This window comes from Streptomyces thermodiastaticus, from assembly GCF_014656135.1.
Lineage (GTDB): Bacteria > Actinomycetota > Actinomycetes > Streptomycetales > Streptomycetaceae > Streptomyces > Streptomyces thermodiastaticus.
Genome location: NZ_BNBV01000034.1, coordinates 36,869 through 55,785, shown reverse-complemented (window position 1 = coordinate 55,785; position 18,917 = coordinate 36,869). Strand labels below are relative to the sequence as shown.

The window sequence follows — 18,917 nt, the reverse complement described above, 5'->3', positions numbered from 1 at the left end:
TCCGGCCGCCGCGGACCCGGACGTCCGCGGTGCGCCGGCCGGGGCGGGCGCGCCGGGGACGGCGACGTCGCCGCCGGTGCCCGACGGGCCGGCGGAGCGCGAGGGCTCCGGGGTGGTGTCCGCCGTGCTCGCGGGCCGGTCGCCGCCCTGGCCCGGCACCGGCAGCCACGGGGCGGTGGAGTTGCCCGAGACGAGGGTGGCGACGATGACGACGGCGTACCCCGCGCAGGCCGCCCCGACCGCCATGCCGAGGCGGCGGACACGGCGGCTGCGGCGGCCGGAGACATCGACGAACACCGGGCCGTGCGCGCCGGCGCCGGTCCGCTCCTGTCGTGGCGGTCCCTCCGGCCGGCCGGGCAGGACGGAGGACTCCTCGGCGACGGACCCGGTGTCCGGCTCCTCGGACCGGTGATCCCCAGGATCCCAGGGATCCTCGACGCGGGCCGCCGTCAGGGCGCCCGTCTCCGGGAACGTCTGGACCTCGACGTCGGTTCCGCCCGCCGCACCGGCCTCGGGCCACTCGGGTCGGGCCGGCTCCGGCCCCTTCGTCACGCGCACGTAGCTCCCCCCACGGGAGTGTTCCGGGGTGCGCCTGCGGCTTCCGAGCCCACGCCGCCGGAACAGGCCCCCACCTGCCCGAGCGCCCCCGTGATCCCACCCTGCTCGGCGCCCTGAACGTACGCCCGCGCGCGACGGCGCACGCCGAGAAGCCCGATGATGAACGGAAGTGATCGATGCGCCCCCGAATGCATCCATTCGTGCACCACAACTGCGGCGGGCCTGTGCACGGGCCGCCGGGCATGACAAAGGCCCCGTCGCGCCGGGCGACAGGGCCTTGCCCACATGGGGTGGTGAGTGGAGATGGCGGGAATCGAACCCGCGTCCAACGGTGCAGAACCAGGGCTTCTCCGTGCGCAGTCCGCTTCGCTTTTCTCGGCCCCGGAGATCACGCGGACAAGTCTCCGACGGGCTCAGTCACTGTGCGGTTTCCCTCTTCACCCCGTGACCGGGATCGAGGTGGAGTTCCCTAGCTGATGCCAGGATCCGGGTCGGGAACAGCCCCGGGCTGACACTCCCGTGATAGGAGGCTCGCGGTCGCTACCTGAGATCAGGCAGCGAGGGCGAAGGCCTGCTGGGAGGAATCGCGCTTGGTGTTGGCGATTATTTTTTTCGGCCTGTGGTTTACGAGATCATGGCCGCTTCCTCGGCACGCTTCCCCTGCTTCGACAGCCGCTGTCGAAACCGATCATCCCCATGTTGATTTTTCAAACCCTCCGGAGAGGGGCGCACACCCTTGCGAGAAGGGCATCGCACCGGCTCGCGGTGCGCGGACCATCGTACGTGACCAACGCCCGCTGATGCCAGCATATTCCGTCCGGTCTGCGCCGGGGCGCGCCGGCGTCGCCGTGCGGCCGGACCGCGGACGGTACCCGGTCGCGCCGCCCTGCTCAGACCCGCTGCCGGCGCCGGGCCGCGGCCATCGCACGGGCCGCCTCGCGCCGGTCCTGCTTCTCGCGCAGCGTCTGCCGCTTGTCGTACTCCTTCTTGCCCTTGGCCAGCGCGATCTCGATCTTGGCGCGGCCGTCCTTGAAGTACAGGGACAGCGGCACGATCGTGTGCCCGGTCTGCTGGGACTTCGCCTCCAGCTTGTCGATCTCCACCCGGTGCAGCAGCAGCTTCCGCTTGCGGCGGGCGCTGTGGTTGGTCCACGTGCCCTGGCTGTACTCGGGCACGTGCACGTTGTGCAGCCACGCCTCGTGTCCGTCCAGCTGCACGAAGCCGTCGGCCAGCGAGGCACGGCCCTGGCGCAGCGACTTCACCTCCGTGCCGGTGAGGACCAGCCCGGCCTCGTAGGTGTCGAGGATGTGGTAGTCGTGCCGCGCCTTCTTGTTCTGCGCGATCAGCTTCCGCCCTTTTTCCTTTGCCATAGTGCCGTCATTTTCGCACCTCACAGCGGGCGCGCGGGAGCGATATAGACCCCTTGCGGGCGCGGGCCGGCGGCCCGCTTCAGCGGGACTGGCCGAGGCCGGCCAGGACGGTACGTGCCCGGCGCAGCACGTCGCCGTCCGCGGGCAGGTCGGGGGTGATGCCGTGGCCGTCGACGGTGTGGCCGTTGGGGGTGCGGTAGTGCCCGACGGTCAGCTCGGCGACCGAGCCCCCGGGCAGCCGGCGCGGCATCTGCACCGAGCCCTTGCCGAAGGTCCGCGAGCCCACGACGACCGCGCGGCCGCGGTCCTGCAGGGCCCCGGTGAGCAGCTCGGCCGCGCTCATGGTGCCCCCGTCGACGAGCGCGACCAGGGGCCGGGTGGTGTCGCCGCCGCGCCGGGCCTGCAGCACGTGCTGCCGGCCGTCGGCGTCGTAGGTGGCGACCAGGCCGCCGTCGAGGAAGGCGGAGGCGGTGGCGACGGCCTCGGTGACCAGGCCGCCGGAGTTGCCGCGCAAGTCCAGGATGACGCCGTCGCCGGGCGGTGCCTCGCGCACGGCGGTGCGGACGCTGTCGCCGACGCCCTTGGTGAAGGCGGAGATCCGCACGAGGGTCGCGTGGCCGGAGAGCCGGCTCACCGCGACCGGGTCCGTCGACAGCCGGGCTCTGCGCACGGTCTTCGTCCAGGTGCGCCGGTCGCGCTCCAGGCCCAGGGTGACGGCGGTGCCCGCGGGCGCGTCCTCGGCGTCGCCGCGCAGCAAGGAGACGACCTCGGTGACGGGCAGCCCGTCCACCGTCCGGCCGTCGACGCTGCGCAGCCGGTCGCCCTTGCTGATGCCCGCCCGGGCGGCGGGCGAGCCCGGCTGCACCCGGGTGATGTCGATCCGGCCGTCCCGCTCGCGCCGGGCCGACAGACCGACCCCGGTGTACTGGCCGTCCAGGGCCTCCTGGAACTCCTCGTAGTCGTCCTGGGAGTAGACCGCGGCCCACCGGTCGCCGCTGCGGCTGACGGCCCGTTCGGCGGCCTCCACGGGGGACTTGCCCTCGGCCATGGCCTCGGCCGCGGCCCTGGCGACGTCCTGCTGCGCCACGGTGGACGCGGCCGGACCGGTCGCGCCGGACGCCTGCGGACGGGCCGCCTGCGGCCGGGAGCCGGGCAGGGCCCCGGTCGCCGCCCCGGTCAGCAGCACACCGGCGAAGACCAGCGTCAGAGCGGCCCCGGTGCGAGAGCGGCGGGGCTGGCAGAACAACAGGTCACGGCCTGGCATGGCGGTGAGTCTAGACAACGGCGACGGGCCGCACGGCGCGTTGCCCGTACGGCCCGTCGAGGCGAGTGTCATACCTTCAGATACTTGCGCAGCGCGATGAACGCGGCCAGTGCGGGCATCAGCACGCTCGTGGCCAGGATGAGCGGCAGCTTGGTGAGGACGGCGTCCCAGCCGATGAAGTTCACCAGGGTGAGCTTGTGGGCCAGGTCGAGGCCGTGGTCGATGATGAAGTACCGCCCGACGGCGAGGAACGCGCAGGCGAGTGCGCCGCCGATGAGCCCGGCCACGGCGGCCTCGGCGATGAACGGCGCCTGGATGTAGAAGCCGGAGGCGCCCACCAGGCGCATGATGCCGGTCTCGCGGCGCCTGCTGAACGCCGAGACGCGCACCGTGTTCACGATCAGCATCAGCGCCACCACCAGCATCAGGGCCATCACCATGCGGGCGGCCCAGTTCATGCCGTTGAGCAGGTTGAAGAGATTGTCCAGGACGTCCTTCTGGTCCTGCACGGACTGCACGCCGTCACGCCCGTTGAAGGCGCTGGCGATGACCTGGTACTGCTGCGGGTCCTTCAGCTTGATGCGGTACGACTCCTGCATCTGGTCCGGTGTGATGGCGGAGGCCAGCGGGGAGTCGCCGAACTGCTCCTTGTAGTGCTTGTAGGCCTCGTCCTGCGACTCGTAGGTGACCTTCTCGACCACCGGCATCTTCTTCAGGTCCGCCAGGATGGCCTTCTTCTGGTCCTCCGTGACCGCGCCCTTGGAGCACTGGGGGTAGCTCTCGGCGTTGTTCTTGTTGCAGAGGAAGATCGAGACGTTGATCTTGTCGTACCAGTAGCCCTTCATCTTGGTGACCTGGTCGCTCAGCAGCAGCGACCCGCCGAACAGCGCGAGGGACAGGGCTACGGAGACGATGACCGCGAAGGTCATCGTCAGATTGCGGCGGAGACCGACGCCGATCTCCGACAGGACGAACTGGGCGCGCATGGCCTTGGGTCAAGCCTTTCCGACGTGGACTCTTCCGTCAGTGCTGGTAGCCGTAGACGCCACGCGCCTGGTCGCGGACGAGGCGGCCCTTCTCCAGCTCGATGACGCGCTTGCGCATCTGGTCCACGATGTTCTGGTCGTGGGTCGCCATCACGACGGTCGTACCGGTCCGGTTGATGCGGTCGAGCAGCTTCATGATGCCGACGGAAGTCTGCGGGTCGAGGTTGCCGGTGGGCTCGTCGGCGATGAGCAGCTTGGGGCGGTTGACGAAGGCCCGCGCGATGGCGACGCGCTGCTGCTCACCACCGGACAGCTCGCCCGGCATCCGGTCCTCCTTGCCGCCGAGCCCGACGAGGTCGAGCACCTGCGGCACGGACTTGCGGATCTCTCCCCGGGACTTGCCGATGACCTCCTGCGCGAAGGCGACGTTCTCGGCCACCGTCTTGTTCGGCAGGAGGCGGAAGTCCTGGAACACCGTTCCCAACTGGCGGCGCATCTGCGGCACCTTCCAGTTGGACAGCCGCGCGAGGTCCTTGCCCAGGACGTGCACCTGGCCGTGGGTGGCCCGCTCCTCGCGCAGGATCAGCCGCAGGAAGGTGGACTTTCCGGAACCGGAGGAGCCCACCAGGAACACGAACTCGCCCTTCTCGACCTCCAGGGAGACGTCCCTGAGGGCGGGGCGGGACTGCTTGGGGTAGACCTTGGTGACGTTGTCGAATCGGATCACGGATGCACCACGTGTCGCCGGGGGTAGATGAGCGTGACATTACGCGAGTCGGCTGTGCGGGCGCAGGCGCCGGTGGGGGTTGCGGGACAGTTGGGCGTTATGTCCGCGCCCTGCCGGACCTCCGGCCGCCCCTCGGGCCGTCCCCCGGCCGTCCGGCAGGCCCCCGCCCGGCGGGCACCTCGGGGGATCACGCGCTGAATTCCGGGGAACCTGGCATGGTGGAGGAGGGAACGTTCGCGTGCGCGCGAGCGTTGAACAGGTGGAACCGGTGCAAGGAGGGCGAGCGCATGACGTACGACCGGCTGGTGTGCGCGAACTGCGCGGCGCCCGTGAGCGAGGGCCGGTGCCCTGTGTGCCGTGCGAACCGCGAGCGGCTGCAGCAGGAGTACGGGTTCGCGGGCTGGAACCCGATGGCGCTGATCGCGCTGCTGGTGGTGCTGATCGCCGCGGTGGCGCTGCTGGCACACCAGACCGTGTGACCGCGCATCCTGCGGGGAGGGCGGGACGCCCGTTCGGCGGACAGTGGTCCGCGGACACCCCAGAACGTGCTACGAGGGGCCCGGAGCGTGTGCTCCGGGCCCCTCGGGTGTTGCGCGCCGGGCGCGTTCCGTAGGCCTACGGACGCCGTCCGTGGCGGACGGCTGTGACGGGGTGCGCTCAGGCGGCGGCGCCGCGGCCGGCCATCATGCGCGGCAGCACGCGGAAGCCGATGCCACCCGCGATCATCGTGGCGGCACCGACCAGCAGGAACGCCGTCTGACCGGCACCGGTCTCGGCGAGCTGCTTGCCGCTGCCCTCACCCTGCGGGGTGGTGTTGCTGACCGGGGTGACCGAACCCGTGTCGGTCAGGGCCGAGGAGCCCTGCTCCTGGGGGACGGTGCTGTTGCCGTCGGGGCTGGTGTTCGAACCGCCGCCGGAGGTGTCGCTGCCACCGCCGTTGCCGGAGCCGTTGTCACCGCCGCCCGGGGTGCCCGGGGTCTGGCTCTCGTCGTCACCCGGGGTGCCGGGGGTGTCGTCACCGCCGCCCGGGTTGCCCGGGTTGTCGTCGCCGCCGCCCGGGTTGCCGGGGTTGTCGCCGCCGCCCGGGTTGCCGGGGTTGTCGTCACCGCCACCCGGGTTGCCCGGGTTGTCGCCACCGCCGCCCGGGTTGCCCGGGTTGTCGTCGCCACCGCCCGGGTTACCGGGGTTGTCGTCGCCACCGCCCGGGTTGCCCGGGTTGTCGTCGCCGCCGCCCGGGTTGCCGGGGTTGTCGTCACCGCCGCCCGGGTTGCCCGGCTGGTCGTCACCGCCGCCCGGGTTACCGGGCTCGTCGTCGCACTCCGGGTTGGTGCCGATGTCGCAGGAGGGGTCGTCGGTGACGTTGACCTTGGCGGAGACACCGTCGGTGCCCAGGCCCACGCCGATCTCCAGGCCCGCGGCCGACGCCGCACCCGCGGCGGTCAGCGAGGCACCGGCGGCGATCACGGCGCCGGCGGCTATCCTCGCGACCCGGATCCGCGTCTTCTTCGTCATGTAGTTGCTACCCCCAGTAGCTGGATGGTCTGTGAGGCCGCGCGCGGGGCCGTGATCGACGGAGGTAGCTGAACACTGAAGCAAGCCCCCCGGTTCACATGCGCCCCAGAGACACGCATGCCGCGCTTTACCCTCCCGGTAAATCAAAGCAACGTCAAGGCCGTTGCGAGCGCGATGTCCTGGTACGCGTCCTTTGCGGGGCGAAGAGCGATGTGAGCGTGCCGCGAATCCCCGGCAACCCGGGAGCAAAAAGGCAACCGCCGCCCCGCGGGCGGCAGTTGCCTTGTCGACAAAGTTACTTTGCTTGCTGCTCCTGCTGCTTGCGCCAGCGAATACCGGCCTGCAGGAACCCGTCGATCTCGCCGTTGAACACGGCCTCCGGGTTGCCGACCTCGTACTCGGTGCGCAGGTCCTTCACCATCTGGTACGGGTGCAGGACGTAGGAACGCATCTGGTTGCCCCAGGAGTTGCCGCCGTCGCCCTTGAGGGCGTCCATCTTGGCCTGTTCCTCCTGGCGGCGCCGCTCCAGCAGCTTGGCCTGCAGCACGGCCATGGCGGTGGCCCGGTTCTGGATCTGCGAGCGCTCGTTCTGGCAGGAGACGACGATGCCGGTGGGCAGGTGAGTGATGCGCACCGCGGAGTCGGTGGTGTTCACGCCCTGGCCGCCGGGCCCGGAGGACCGGTAGACGTCGATGCGCAGGTCGGACTCGTCGATGTCGACGTGGTCGGACTGCTCGACGACGGGCAGCACCTCGACGCCGGCGAAGGAGGTCTGCCGGCGGCCCTGGTTGTCGAAGGGCGAGATGCGCACGAGCCGGTGGGTGCCCTGCTCGACGGAGAGGGTGCCGTACGCGTACGGCGCCTGCACGGCGAAGGTGGTCGACTTGATGCCGGCCTCCTCGGCGTACGAGGTCTCGTACACCTCGGTCTTGTAGCCGTGCTGCTCGGCCCACCGCAGGTACATGCGCTGCAGCCGCTCGGCGAAGTCGGCGGCGTCGACACCGCCGGCCTCGGCGCGGATGTTGACGAGCGCCTCACGGGCGTCGTACTCGCCGCTCAGCAGCGTCCGGACCTCCATCTCGTCCAGCGCCTGGCGCACGGCGGCGAGTTCGGCCTCGGCCTCGGCGCGGGTCTCAGGGTCGTCCTCCTCCTCGGCCATCTCGAAGAGGACCGCGAGATCGTCGATCCGCCCGCGCAACGCCTCCGCCTTCCTGACCTCGGCCTGGAGATGGGAGAGCCGGCTGGTGATCTTCTGCGCCTCGTCCGGGTTGTCCCACAGGGACGGCGCGGCCGCCTGCTCCTCGAGCACGGCGATGTCTGCCCTCATCTTGTCCAGGTCCAGAACGGCCTCGATCGACTCCATGGTCGAGGAGAGGGACTTCAGCTCTTCGGATACGTCGACGACTGCCACGCCTCCAGCGTAACGGCTCCGCCAACCGTGGAGCGCCGGGCGCGGCGGACCGCCCCGGGCGGGCGCTACGGCACCGGCGGAGCCGAGTGGGGGGCGTCCTGGGGTGTGTCGTCCGCGGAGGTCGCCCACCAGGCGCCCGCGCCCACCGCGGCGACGAGGGCGAGCCCGGCCACGGACAGGGTGATCCGGCGGCGCCGGGCGGCGGTGCGGTGGCGGGCCGAACCGGGGCGGGGCGTGCCCGGGGTGCGCGGGGCACGGGCCGTGCCGCGGGCGCCGCCGGCCAGCTCATCGGGTGCGGGCACCCGCATCGAGGTGTGCGTGTCCCGGTTGGAGTCCGGCTTCGCGCCGGGCACCAGGGACACCGCTCCCGTGCGCCGCGCCGGGTCCCCGGCGGACGGCGCCGCCTGCGCCGACGGCTCCTCCTGGGGCTCCACCACCGGGTCGTCGTCCGGCTCGTCCACCTCCAGGGCGGGCAGGCCGGCGAGCGCGGGCAGCAGTTCCCGCAGCCGCGTCGCCAGCTCCGAGGCGCGCAGCCGGGACGCCGGGGCCTTCGCCAGGCACTGCACGATCAGCTGCCACAGCTCGTCGGGGATGCCGGGCAGCGGCACCACCGTCTCGGTGACGTGCCGGCGCAGCACCGCCCCGGGGTGCCCGCCGCCGAACGGTGTGAAGCCGGCCAGCAGCTCGTACAGCACCGTGGCCAGGGCGTAGATGTCCACCGCGGCCCGCGCCGGCAGCCCCTCCACGATCTCCGGGGCCAGATAGTCGGGGGTACCGATGATCTTCGTCGCGCGGGTGCGTTTCGGAGCGTCGATGAGCTTGGCCACACCGAAGTCGGTCAGCAGCGCCGGATGCGCGCCGCCGGGACCGAGCGGGCCCTGCATGTCCAGCAGCACGTTCTCCGGTTTGACGTCCCGGTGCACCACCCCGGCGGCGTGCGCCGCGGCCAGCCCGTCCGCCACGTCCGCCACGATCGCCACGGCCGCCTCGGGGGCGAGCCGCCGTTCCCGCTCCAGGCGGGTGCGCAGGTCGGTGCCGCGGACCAGGTCCATCACCAGGGCGACGTCGTCGCCGTCGACCACGAGGTCGCGCACGGAGACGACGTGGGGGTGCTCCAGCCCCAGCAGGGCGGTGCGCTCCTGTACGAAGCGGCCCACGAGTTCCTGGTCCGAGGCCAGGTCCTCGCGCAGCAGCTTGATGGCGACGGGGCCGTCCGGTCCCTCGCCGAGCCACACCGTGCCGGCGCTGCCCCGTCCCAGGATCTGGTGGGCGGTGTACCGGCTGCCGATCTTCCGTGCCAAGTCTGCTCCTGTACAGGCGTGTTGCCGACAAAGCTACGCGTTCGGCGAGCCGGCCTTCCCCGCGCGGGCGGAAGTCACCCGTCGGGTGTCGGCGCATCCCCGACGGGCGGCCCGGCACCGCGGTCCGCCGCCGGCGACCGGAGCCGGTGCTGCCGGGTGCGCCTCAGGTGCCGCTCAGGCTCCTCACCCGGCCGGCTCGTCGCTGCCGAGGCTCTTCACCCAGTCGGCCGCATCGCCGACCCAGGTGGTCAGCTGGTCCCAGTAGCCCTTGCCGGTGCCGATCCAGCTCTGCAGCGGGCTCAGCTCCCACACGAGCCAGCCCGCGACGACCAGGATGACGATGGTGAACAGGCAGCCCTTGAGGCATCCCAGCCCGGGGATCTTCATCGGGTTGGCGCTGCGCCGGCGCGGCTCGCGGGGCGGCCTCGGTTCGCGGGCCGACCGCCTGGGCGCGGGCGGCGGCGCGTACTGGTCGGGCTGCGGTGTCTGGCGGCGCGGTGGGGCCGGCGGGGCGTACTGCTGCGGCTGGGGCTGCGGACGGGCGGGCCCGGCCTGCGGCTGCTGCTGGGGCCGGACGACCTGCCGCTGGGGGCGGCGGCGCAGCGGGTCCTCGCTCGGGTCGAGGTACTGGATCTGGGTCTGCTCGTTGCGGTCGCGGGCCGCGCGCAGCTGGGTCTGCCAGGGGTGCGGCTGCTCGGGCTGCTGCTGACCGGCCGCCTGGTCCGGTCCCTGCGGGGCGCCGCCGGGCGGCATCGGCGGCATCACCCGGGTGGGGTCGGCCGCGCCGTGCTGGGGCAGGACCGCGGTCGGATCGGCCGCGCCGGGCGGCCGGCCCGCGCCGTCGCCGGGGCCCGCGGACTGGGGCAGGACGCTGGTGGGGGCGTTGGGGTCGTAGGCGCCGGCCGGGGACGCCGCCGCGTCGCGCGGCAGCACCTGGGTGGGGTCGGCGGCGCCGGGCACGGACGCGGGCGCCGGGTCGGGCCCGAGCAGCGCGGCGACGCCTTCCGCGGCGACGATCTGCGCGGCGGTGGCGTGCGCGCCCACGCCCTCGGCGACGACCCGCAGGGCCCGGGCGAGGTTCTCCGCGCTGGGCCGCTCCTCGGGGTTCTTGCGCAGGCAGCGCTCGATCACCGTCCACAGCGGTCCGGGGACCGTGGAGGGGCGGCGCGGCTCGGCGCTCAGGTGCTGGTGCAGCACCTCCAGCGCGGTGCTGCCGGCGAACGGCGGACGGCCGGTGACCAGCTCGTACAGCAGGATGCCGGCGCCGTAGACGTCCACGGCCGAGGTCTGCGGGCGGCCCTCGGCGGACTCGGGTGCCACGTACGCGGGGGTGCCGACGAACTCGTGGGTGCGGGTCAGGCCCGGGGAGTCGGCCAGGCGGGCGATGCCGAAGTCGGTGAGCATCGGATGCATCTCGCCGCCGGTCTGCCGCAGCAGCACGTTCGCGGGTTTCAGGTCGCGGTGGACCACCCCGTCGGCGTGGCTCGCAGCGAGCGCGTCCGCGATCCGGGCGGTGAGCAGCGCGGCGCCCACGGGCGTGAACGGGCCGTTCTCGCGGAGATAGCGGTGGAGGTCGGGGCCGTCGACGAGGTCCATGACCAGCGCCAGCAGATCGCCCTCGACGACCAGGTCCCGCACCCGCACGATGTTCGGGTGGGTGAGCCGGAGCAGCGCGGACCGCTCCCGCAGGAACCGCGTGACGACGTCGGGGTCGCTCGCCAGCTCCTCCTTGAGGACCTTGATCGCCACGGTCTCGCCGGGCCGGCCGGGCACGGCGGCCTCGTCGCCCGCGGTCTCCCGCTGGCGTCCTCGCCAGACGGTCCCGGTGGCACCGCGCCCGAGCGGCTCCTCCAGGAGGTACTTGCTGCCTACCGGCCGCACGTCATGCACTCCCTGTGCTTGCTTGCCTGGTCCCGCGCCGCCCTGCGGTGCCAACGCGGTGTTCCGACCCACTGTAGGGCGTGGCCCGAGGGTCCCGCCCGCCCCGCGCCCCGATCCCGTACGTCCCGGGGGCTGCTGCGACTCCGCACCACCTCAGGTACGGGTACGACGGGAAGGCCCCAGGTACGGGTACGACGGGAAGACGTTGCCCCGCAGCGCGCGGTTGCACACAGACGGGCGCGAGCGGTCCCGTGACGTTCTCGACGCGTCTGGAAGCGATCGATGTCCGCTCTCTGATCAGTCATTTTTAGGGGCAGAGCCGACCAATCAAGATCACTTAGCGGTGGGCGGCGGGCACCGTGCCGACGGCAGGTGCGAGGATGCCAACCGTTACTGGCCGACGTGCTCGTGCGGCGGTGGGGGATGTCCGTGGTGGGGGACCGCGGGACGGTTCCGTCCCTGACTGCTCGCGGTGAGAACAGAAGGGACCGCTGACGGCGATGCAGATCCGGCTGACCGTCGTAGACCCCCAGGGCCCGCTCTCCTCCGCCACCGGCCGCCCCGCGGGCCGCGACGTCCTCGTCACGGCGCCCGCGGGCACGGCGCTGGACACGGTGGCGTCGGCGCTCGCCGCCGCGGTCGCCGGGGACACCGGTACGGCGCCGCCCGAGCGGACCGGCCGGGAGCGCGTCGACGGGCGACCCGGCCGCGAGGCCGGGCCGGGCCCGGTGTTCTACGCCGGCGCCGAACGGCTCGACGCCCGGCGCTGCACCCTCGGCGAGCCGCCGCTGCTGGACGGCGCGGTGCTGTCGCTGGGCGCACCGGCCGAGCCCGAGCCGCATCCCGCGCTGGACGAGGCCCCCGCCCAGCTGCATGTGGTGGCGGGGCCGGACGCGGGCGGGGTGCATCTGCTGCACGGCGGGCAGATCGTCGTCGGCCGCTCCGCCGACGCCGACGTCCCGCTCGACGACCCCGACGTCTCCCGGATGCACTGCACGATCACGGTTCTCCCCGACGGCCGGGTCACGGTCGCCGACCTCGGCTCCACCAACGGCACCGTGCTGGACGGAAAGCCCGTGGAGGCTCAGCCGGTCCGCTTCGGTGCGGGCGTGCTGCTGCGCATCGGCGAGTCGGCCCTGCGGCTGACGCCGTCCGCGGGACCGGCGGCCCGGGTGGCGACGGCACCGGACGGCGAGGGCCACCTCCAGCTGACCGGAGCGGCGGCAAAGGACGCGCCGGGCGCCCCCGCTCCCGGCGCGGTGCCCGCGCCGGAGCACCACCGCGTGCCGGACGCCGGGGCGTCCGCGCCGTCCGGCACCGCCGGGGACGCGGGCGCGCACCCCGGCGCCGGCACCGCGTTCACCACCGGCGCCGCCGCCCACGGCAGCGGCGGGCTGTTCGCTCCGGGCCGCTCCCCCGCCCCCGGCACGTCCTTCGCCACCGGCACCGGCACGGCCTTCGGCTCGCACCCGACCTCCTCCGGCACGGGCACCGCGCCCGGCATGGGCACGGCCCGCGGCGGCACCGGCCCGCTGGTGCCGGCCCAGGGCGCGGCTGACGGCGCCGAGAGCCACGGGTTCCCGGACCGCACGCCCGCGCACGACCCGCGTGCTTCCGCGGCCGCCGTCCCGTACGACGAGGCCGGCCCTCACCCGGAGGCGGACGGCGGCCCCCAGGACACCGGCGGACGCAAGGCGACCCCGCTGCGGGGCACCGACGCTCCCCAGGGCCTGCGCCGGCGCGGCGGGCTCGGCGCCTGGGCGCGCCGGCTGGCCGGCGGGCGCGGCTCGCAGGCGCGGGGCACGGCGGACGACGGCGCGTCCTGGGACGGCCCGGCACCGCACGCCCCCGGCCGGGTGCCCGCGGCCGGGCTGCCGGAGACCTGGCCGGACCCGGCGGCACTGCTGCTGGCCGCCCTGGGTCCGGGACCCCGGCTGTGGGAACGCGGGTTGGACCACCCGGAGGTGCTGACGGTACGGCTGGGCACGGCCGACCGCCCGGCCCCCGACGGCTCGGGCCGGCTGGTGCCCGCGGTCGCGGTGACCGCCGCGCTGCGCGAGGTGGGCGCGCTGGGCCTGGCCGGTCCGCGCGCCCGCCTGGCCGGGCTGGCCCGCGCGGTGCTGGCCCAGCTCGCCGCGCTGCACTCGCCGGAGCTGCTGGAGATCGTCCTGCTGAGCGCCGGCGAGGACCGTCCGCTGCGGGAGCGCACCGAGGAGTGGTCCTGGCTCGGCTGGCTGCCCCATGTCCGGCCGCGGCACGGGCAGGACTGCCGGCTGCTGCTGGCCTTCGACGCCGCCCAGGCCGCCGCCCGCACCGAGGAGCTGCTGCGCCGCCTGGACGACCACCCCGGCGACGCGCGGGAGCACGCATCCGGCGGCCACCGTCCGTCGTGGGCGCGGGACGACGCCCCGGGCGCGGGCCGGCGGCCCGGGTCGTTCACCGTGGTGGTCGTGGACGGCGACCCGGGCGACGATGCGGTGCGGCGGGCGCTGACCCGGCTGACGCTGCACGGCCCGCGGGCCGGGATCCATGTGGTGTGCCTGGCCGAGGCGGCGCCCGCCTCGCCGGCCTCGCCGCTGACCGAGTCGTACCGGGCGGCCTGCGCGGCGAGCGCGGTGTTCCGGGAGTGCGGGGCGGTGGCGCTGCTCAGCGGCGACGTGGCCACGGCGCTGCGGCTGATGCGGGTGGCGCCCGCGGGCCCCGGGGAGCGGATGCCGCTGACGCCCGGCACGGTCGCCGCGGTGGACGCGGTGTCGGCGGCGTGGGCCGAGCGGTTCGCGCGGGCGCTGGCGCCGCTGCGCCCGGCGGCGGGCGGCCGGCCCGCGCGGATGTGCGCGCCGCTGCCGCCGACGGCGCGGCTGCTGGACGAGCTGGGGCTGGCGCGGGCCACGCCGGCGTCGCTCCAGGCCCGCTGGGCGGACGCGGCCGACGACGCGGCGGCACCCGGCGGGCGGGCCCGGGCGATACTCGGGGCCGGCCCGCACGGCCCCGTCGCCGCGGATCTGGTCGCCGACGGCCCGCATCTGCTGGTCGAGGGGCCGTCGGGCAGCGGCCGTACGGAACTGCTGCGGTCGGTGGTGGCCTCGCTGGCCGCCGCCGAACGCCCCGACCGTCTCAGCGTGGTCCTGGTGGACGGCCGGGACGGCACGGGCGCGGCCGGGGAGCCCGGTGAGGGTCTGCGGGTGTGCACGGACGTGCCGCACGTCACCACCCACCTGTCCGCCAACGACCCGGTGCGCATGCGGGAGTTCGCGCAGTCACTGACCGCGGAGCTGAAACGGCGGGCCGAGCTGCTCGGGCGGGAGGACTTCGCCGCCTGGCACACCCGGCGGCAGCTGCCCGGCCGGATCGTCGCCCAGCGCACCGCGTCCGGGCGTGCGCCGGCCGTGCCGGTGCCGGACGGCTCCGGCACCGCGGAGGCCGGCGCTGCCGCCGGCGCCACGCTGCGCCTGCGCCCGGCGGCCGGGCAGCGGACCGAGCAGACGCCGCCGCTGCCGCGGCTGGTGGTGGTCGTCGACGACCTGGACGCCCTGGTGGCGCCCGCGCTGGGGGCGCCGGGGCGGCCCGCGGCCGGGTCGGTGGTGCGGGCGCTGGAGGCGGTGGCCCGCGACGGCGGGCGGCTCGGCGTGCACCTGGTGGCGGCGGCCGTGCCCGGGGGCCGTACGGCGCAGAGCGAACCGGCGCGGCGGGCCGCGCTGCGTATCACGCTGGACGCGCCGGGCTCCGGCCCGCAGCAGCCGGGGCCGGGCCGGGGCCGGCTGACCGGGCCGGACGGCACGGTGACGCCGTTCCAGGGCGGCCGGGTCACCGGGCGGATCCCGCGGACGGCGACGCAGCGGCCCACGGTGGTGCCGTTGCAGTGGGAGCGCATGGGGGATCCGCCGGCCCGGCGCACGGTACGGGAGTTGGGCAATGGACCGACCGATCTGGCGCTGCTGGCCAGCGCGTTGGAGCGGGCGGCCGGCCAGGTGTCGGCCGCGCGGGTCCCTTCGTTGCTGTAACCACTCTGTCCCGTGCGGCTGTTGCATCACTGACCTGGCATCACGACGTGGTCACGATCTTGCGGCGGGGACCGCTGGCGCTCTTGCCCGCGTCCGGGCCCCGGCGTACACCTGACCCGTCGGGACACCCGCTCGGAGATGCGTCGAGGGACGAAGAACGGGGCAGTGATGCACAGCAGGACCACCTTCCGGACCCACCGGACGAGAAGAGCCGCCCGGGCCGCGGCAGCCGTCGCCGCCGGAGCACTGGCTTTTACGCTCACCGCGTGCAGCGGTTCGGACGACGACGGCACGGGCGGAGGGGACAGCAGCGGCAGTCCCACCACGAACACCGTTGCGCTGCCCAAGCTGAACGGCGCGCACCTGGAGATCGCCGCCGTGTGGACCGGCACCGAGCAGAAGAACTTCAAGCAGGTGCTGGCGGAGTTCGAGAAGCGCACCGGTGCGAAGGTCACCTTCGTCCCCGCCCAGGACCCCATCATCAACTTCCTCGGGTCCAAGATCGCGGGCGGGCAGCCGCCGGACGTGGCCCTGCTGCCGCAGCCGGGCGCCATCAAGCAGGCCGTGGACAAGGGCTGGGCCAAGCCGCTCGGCCCCGAGGCGCAGGCCGAGCTGGCGAAGAACTACTCGCAGGGCTGGCAGGACATCGGCAAGGTCGACGGCAAGCCGTACGGCGTCTACTACAAGGCCGCCAACAAGTCGCTGATCTGGTACAACGCCAAGGTCTTCGAGAACGCGGGCGTCAGCGAGCCCACGACGTGGAAGGACCTGCTGAACACCGCGCAGACCGTCTACGACTCCGGGGTCACGCCGTTCTCCGTGGGCGGCGCGGACGGCTGGACGCTCACCGACTGGTTCGAGAACATCTATCTCTCCCAGGCGGGCCCGGAGAAGTACGACCAGCTGGCCCAGCACAAGATCAAGTGGACGGATCCGTCGGTCAAGCAGGCGCTGACCACCCTGGCCGAGATCTTCTCCAAGAAGGACTACATAGCGGGCGGCCCGGACGGCGCGCTGCAGACCGAGTTCCCGGCGTCGGTGACGCAGACCTTCAGCGGCGGCGACCAGCCGAAGGCCGGCATGGTCTTCGAGGGCGACTTCGCGCAGGTCAACATCGGCGAGACCAAGGCGAAGGTGGGCACGGACGCGAAGGTGTTCCCCTTCCCGGCCGTGGGTGACAGCGCGCCGGTGGTCTCCGGCGGCGACTCGGCGGTGATCCTGAAGGACTCCAAGGCGGCGCAGGCGCTGGTGACGTTCCTGGCCTCGCCCGACGCGGCGACCATCCAGGCGAAGCTCGGCGGCTACCTGTCGCCGAACAAGAACGTGCCGGAGTCGGCGTATCCGAACGAGGTGCAGCGCAAGATCGCCAAAGCGCTGATCGCCTCGGGCGACGACTTCCGCTTCGACATGTCCGACCAGGCCCCGCAGGCCTTCGGCGGCACGCCCGGCAAGGGTGAGTGGAAGGACCTGCAGGACTTCCTGAAGAACCCGAAGGATGTCGCGGGGACCCAGGCGAAGCTGGAGAAGGACGCGGCGGCGGCCTACGGCAACGGGAGCTGAGCCGACGATGACCCCACTTCGCGCAGGAGGCCGGCGATGACGTCGGCAACGGCACCGGGCGTCGCCGAGGCACCGGCGGCGCCCCGCGCCCCTCGCTCCCGAAGGACCGTGACCGGCACCCGGCGCTGGGTGGCGGCGCTGTTCCTGCTGCCCGCCCTGGTGCTGCTGGGTGCCCTCGTGGTCTACCCGATCGGGTACTCGATCGTCCGCAGTTTCTACGACAACTCCGGCGATCACTTCGCCGGGTTCGACAACTACACGGCGCTGTTCACCGACGACGGCATCCGCACGGCGCTGAAGAACAACATCATCTGGGTGGTGTTCGCGCCCACCGTCGCCACCGCCCTGGGACTGATCTTCGCGGTGCTCACCGAGCGGGTGCGCTGGGGCACGGCGTTCAAGCTGGTCGTCTTCATGCCGATGGCGATCTCGATGCTGGCGGCCGGGATCATCTTCCGGCTGGTGTACGACCAGGACCCCGACAAGGGCGTGGCGAACGCGGTGTGGGTGGGCGTCCACGACACGTTCGCGCAGTCGTCGGCGTTCCCGAAGGCGCACCCGGGCCGCAACTCCCCGCTCAAGCCCGAGGACGGCGGTTTCGTCACCACCAGCCCGGTGCACACCGGGCAGTCGGTGGCCCTGCCGCTCGTCGGTGTGGCGCCGGAGCAGATGCCCGACGACGCGAAGAAGGCCGTGCAGGCCCCCGCGGAGCCGGGGAAGATCACCGGCACCACCTGGCAGGACTTCACCCGCGGCAAGGGCGTCGGCAAGCTCGGCGCGGTGGACTCCGCCGAGCTGGGCTATCCCGGGATGCGGATCGAGGCCGTCAAGGACGGCAAGGTGGTGGCGACGGCGAAGGCCGCCGCGGACGGCACCTTCACGTTGCCCGCCAAGGCCGACGGCGCCGTGCTGCGGCTGCCGGCGAGCAACTTCGAGGAGCCGTACAACGGCGTGGACTGGCTCGGTCCGGCGCTGGTGACGCCCGCGATCGTCGGGGCGTACGTGTGGATGTGGGCCGGGTTCGCGATGGTGCTGATCGCGGCCGGGCTCGCGAGTGTGCCGCGGGAGCTGCTGGAGGCCGCCCGGGTGGACGGCTGCAACGAGTGGCAGGTCTTCCGCCGGATCACCGTGCCGGTGCTGGCCCCGGTGCTCGCGGTGGTCGTGGTCACCCTGATGATCAACGTTCTGAAGATCTTCGACCTGGTGTTCATCATCGCGCCGGGCTCCTCCCAGGACGACGCCAACGTGCTGGCGCTGGAGCTGTACCGCAAGGGCTTCTCGGAGGGCCGGCCGGGCGTGGCCAGCGCCATCGCGGTGTTCCTGCTGGTGCTGGTGATCCCGGTGATGCTGTTCAACATGCGGCGCTTGCGTCGGGAGGTGCGGCGATGACCGCGGAAGCGGGAGTTCTTCCCACGGCGCCGGCGGCCGAGCCGGTCAAGGCGCGGCGATCGCTGGGCGCCCGGCTGGCGGAGGTGGTCAGCGGCGGCCTGGTGCGGGTCTTCCTGATCGTGGTGGGCCTGTTCTGGCTGGTCCCCACGATCGGGCTGCTGCTGTCGTCGCTGCGCTCCCCGCAGGACATGAGTTCCAGCGGCTGGTGGACCGTGTTCACCAAGCCCTCGCAGCTGACCTTCGACAGTTACAGCAAGCTGCTGGAGAACGGCGACATCACCGACTCCCTGCTGAACACGATCCTGATCACCGTGCCGGCGACGGTGCTGGTGGTCGTGATCGGGGCGCTGGCCGGCTACGCGTTCGCGTGGATGGACTTCCCCGGACGCGACTGGTGGTTCCTCGGCGTGGTCGGGCTGCTGGTGGTGCCGGTGCAGGTGGCGCTGATCCCGATCGCCGAGCTGTTCGGCAAGATCGGTCTGTTCGGCTCGATCTTCGGTGTGGTGCTGTTCCACACCGGGTTCGGTCTGCCGTTCGCGGTGTTCCTGCTGCGGAACTTCTTCGCCGAGATCCCGCGCGAGCTGCTGGAGGCCGCCCGGCTGGACGGCGCCGGTGAGCTGCGCCTGTTCGCCCGTGTGGTGATGCCGCTGGGCGGGCCGGCGATCGCGAGCCTGGGCATCTTCCAGTTCCTGTGGGTGTGGAACGACATGCTGGTCGCGCTGGTGTTCACCAAGTCCGGCACCCAGCCGATCACGGTGGCGCTGCAGACCCAGGTGCGGCAGTTCGGCAACAACATCGACGTGCTGGCGCCCGGCGCGTTCATCTCGATGGTGATCCCGCTGGTCGTCTTCTTCGCCTTCCAGCGGCAGTTCGTGTCCGGTGTGATGGCGGGCGCGGTCAAGTAGCGCGCGCCGTACGGCGATCGAGGGGGCGGGCCGCCACGGCCCGCCCCCTCGT

13 protein-coding genes, 1 other RNA gene and 1 pseudogene are annotated in these 18,917 nt (G+C 73.3%); 5 read left to right on the top strand and 10 right to left on the bottom strand.

Annotated elements, in window-relative coordinates; translation table 11 throughout:
* The 6 genes and pseudogenes from IE286_RS27410 to ftsE all read right to left on the bottom strand — a co-directional run.
* Positions 1-552, bottom strand: a pseudogene (locus IE286_RS27410) (hypothetical protein); the annotation flags it as partial.
* A gap of 301 nt (positions 553-853) precedes the next feature.
* Positions 854-1,254, bottom strand: a transfer-messenger RNA (tmRNA) gene (gene ssrA / locus IE286_RS23875).
* Between the two features lie 194 nt (positions 1,255-1,448).
* Positions 1,449-1,928, bottom strand: a complete 480-nt coding sequence (gene smpB, locus IE286_RS23870) for an SsrA-binding protein SmpB (protein WP_125498737.1) — start codon at positions 1,926-1,928, stop codon at positions 1,449-1,451.
* 79 nt (positions 1,929-2,007) lie between these two features.
* The gene (locus tag IE286_RS23865) at positions 2,008-3,192 is read right to left on the bottom strand and encodes a S41 family peptidase (protein ID WP_189798839.1); all 1,185 of its coding nucleotides are present in this window, start codon (positions 3,190-3,192) and stop codon (positions 2,008-2,010) included.
* 68 nt (positions 3,193-3,260) lie between these two features.
* On the bottom strand, positions 3,261-4,178 hold the full coding sequence (gene ftsX / locus IE286_RS23860; protein WP_189798838.1) for a permease-like cell division protein FtsX: 918 nt from the start codon (positions 4,176-4,178) through the stop codon (positions 3,261-3,263).
* A 37-nt stretch (positions 4,179-4,215) separates the two neighbouring features.
* Complete coding sequence (gene ftsE, locus IE286_RS23855; RefSeq protein WP_125498732.1) at positions 4,216-4,905, bottom strand: cell division ATP-binding protein FtsE; 690 nt, start codon at positions 4,903-4,905, stop codon at positions 4,216-4,218.
* A 287-nt stretch (positions 4,906-5,192) separates the two neighbouring features.
* Here ftsE and IE286_RS23850 point away from each other — a divergent pair, with 287 nt between their 5' ends.
* Positions 5,193-5,384 (top strand): hypothetical protein, encoded by a 192-nt coding sequence (locus tag IE286_RS23850; RefSeq protein ID WP_125498730.1) that lies wholly within the window; start codon positions 5,193-5,195, stop codon positions 5,382-5,384.
* Between the two features lie 178 nt (positions 5,385-5,562).
* On the opposite strand, the gene IE286_RS23845 is transcribed toward IE286_RS23850, so the two are convergent.
* The 4 genes from IE286_RS23845 to IE286_RS23830 all read right to left on the bottom strand — a co-directional run bounded on the left by IE286_RS23845 (position 5,563) and on the right by IE286_RS23830 (position 11,010).
* Positions 5,563-6,417, bottom strand: coding sequence for a hypothetical protein (locus IE286_RS23845; RefSeq protein WP_189798837.1), 855 nt, complete (start codon positions 6,415-6,417; stop codon positions 5,563-5,565).
* A gap of 295 nt (positions 6,418-6,712) precedes the next feature.
* Positions 6,713-7,828, bottom strand: coding sequence for a peptide chain release factor 2 (gene prfB / locus IE286_RS23840; protein ID WP_125498727.1), 1,116 nt, complete (start codon positions 7,826-7,828; stop codon positions 6,713-6,715).
* 65 nt (positions 7,829-7,893) lie between these two features.
* On the bottom strand, positions 7,894-9,129 hold the full coding sequence (locus IE286_RS23835) for a serine/threonine-protein kinase (RefSeq protein WP_189798836.1): 1,236 nt from the start codon (positions 9,127-9,129) through the stop codon (positions 7,894-7,896).
* Between the two features lie 183 nt (positions 9,130-9,312).
* Positions 9,313-11,010, bottom strand: a complete 1,698-nt coding sequence (locus IE286_RS23830; RefSeq protein WP_189798835.1) for a serine/threonine-protein kinase — start codon at positions 11,008-11,010, stop codon at positions 9,313-9,315.
* 500 nt (positions 11,011-11,510) lie between these two features.
* On the opposite strand from IE286_RS23830, the gene IE286_RS23825 reads away from it, so the two are divergent.
* The 4 genes from IE286_RS23825 to IE286_RS23810 all read left to right on the top strand — a co-directional run bounded on the left by IE286_RS23825 (position 11,511) and on the right by IE286_RS23810 (position 18,865).
* Positions 11,511-15,011, top strand: coding sequence for an FHA domain-containing protein (locus IE286_RS23825; protein ID WP_189798834.1), 3,501 nt, complete (start codon positions 11,511-11,513; stop codon positions 15,009-15,011).
* Positions 15,012-15,179: 168 nt separating this feature from the next.
* On the top strand, positions 15,180-16,571 hold the full coding sequence (locus IE286_RS23820; protein ID WP_189798833.1) for an ABC transporter substrate-binding protein: 1,392 nt from the start codon (positions 15,180-15,182) through the stop codon (positions 16,569-16,571).
* A gap of 36 nt (positions 16,572-16,607) precedes the next feature.
* Entirely contained in the window at positions 16,608-17,960 is a 1,353-nt protein-coding gene (locus tag IE286_RS23815; protein WP_189798832.1) for a carbohydrate ABC transporter permease, read from the top strand.
* Complete coding sequence (locus tag IE286_RS23810; RefSeq protein ID WP_189798831.1) at positions 17,957-18,865, top strand: carbohydrate ABC transporter permease; 909 nt, start codon at positions 17,957-17,959, stop codon at positions 18,863-18,865. Before IE286_RS23815 ends, IE286_RS23810 begins: the two co-directional genes overlap by 4 nt.
* The last annotated feature ends 52 nt before the right edge of the window (positions 18,866-18,917 follow it).